Origin of the sequence: Agathobaculum sp. LCP25S3_E8, assembly GCF_052117165.1 — a bacterium.
In the GTDB taxonomy this organism is placed as follows: Bacteria; Bacillota; Clostridia; order Oscillospirales; family Butyricicoccaceae; genus Agathobaculum.
The window spans coordinates 1-1,066 of the sequence record NZ_JBQKJR010000150.1 but is presented as its reverse complement, the minus strand read 5'-3'; the positions used below and the strand labels follow the sequence as shown (position 1 = coordinate 1,066).

At 55.3% G+C, this 1,066-nt stretch carries 1 protein-coding gene; it reads left to right on the top strand.

Annotated features, from left to right (window positions below; genetic code table 11):
• Positions 1 to 110: 110 nt before the first annotated feature.
• Entirely contained in the window at positions 111 to 1,061 is a 951-nt protein-coding gene (locus ACTQ34_RS18000; RefSeq protein WP_441364969.1) for an IS3 family transposase, read from the top strand.
• Positions 1,062 to 1,066: the final 5 nt, after the last annotated feature.

The following is a 1,066-nucleotide window of genomic DNA, read 5'->3' as shown; positions in this document are numbered from 1 at the left end:
GTATACAACTGGCGGAGAGCAGCGCGGCTGGACAAAGGTGAAGTCTGTGGCGTAAAGCCGGGCGAAACGCCGGGGCAGGCTGTAGAGCGTTTGACCCGCGAGATCCGTGAATTGCAGGAGGCGAACTACATTCTTCGGAAAGCACTGGGTTTTATGGCGGGTCGATAACCGGCATTCGCCCACGTCAGCTGTATGCATGGATCGAAGCCAATCATCAGGGCATCAGCATTGCGCTGTGTTGTCAGGCACTCGGCGTGCGCCGGGAAGGATATTATGATTGGAAGCGCAGACCAATGCATACAGACTGTGACGCAGAAACGGTATCGGCCCTGAAACGATTACGTCAGCAACACCCCTGCTATGGGGTGCGCAGCCTGCGGGAGGCGCTGCCGGAAACGCAACGCCCGAGTTATGGGAAATGTTATCGGCTATGCAGGGAAAACCATCTGTTAATGCGCAAAAAGCGGCCGCACAGCGTAACAAAGCGTGATTTTCGTGCTCTACAGAGCGATGATCTTGTGCAGCGGGATTTTACTGCCCCGATGCCCGGAAGCAAGTACATCAGCGATATGACACAGATCAACTGCGCAGATGGGAAGTTGTATCTTGCCGCGATCCTGGATTGCTTTGACGGTGCGGTAGTCGGTTATGCAATGCGCACGCATATGCGCGCCAGCTTGTGCTGTGATGCACTACGCGATGCGGTTTCCCGTTATGGCTATCAGCCTGGTTTGATCCTGCATTCCGACCATGGCAGCCAGTACACCAGTCAGGAATACCGTGCGCTGCTCGCCCGATATGGATCGATCCGGCAAAGCATGGGACGCACCCATTGCTGTTTTGACAATGCGCGGATGGAGAGCTTTTTCGCAACGCTCAAAAAGGAACTGGTTTACCGGCTTCATTGTGCTTCTATGCCGCGGGAGCAGGTCCGGCAAATGATCTTCCGATGGATCGAGATCTACTATAACCGCCTCCGACGCAATACAGCCAATGAGGAAAACCTTCCTCCGCTGCGCAAGCGCGCACGGTGGGCGCAAAATCCGGCGCAGGTTGCCTAATTGAA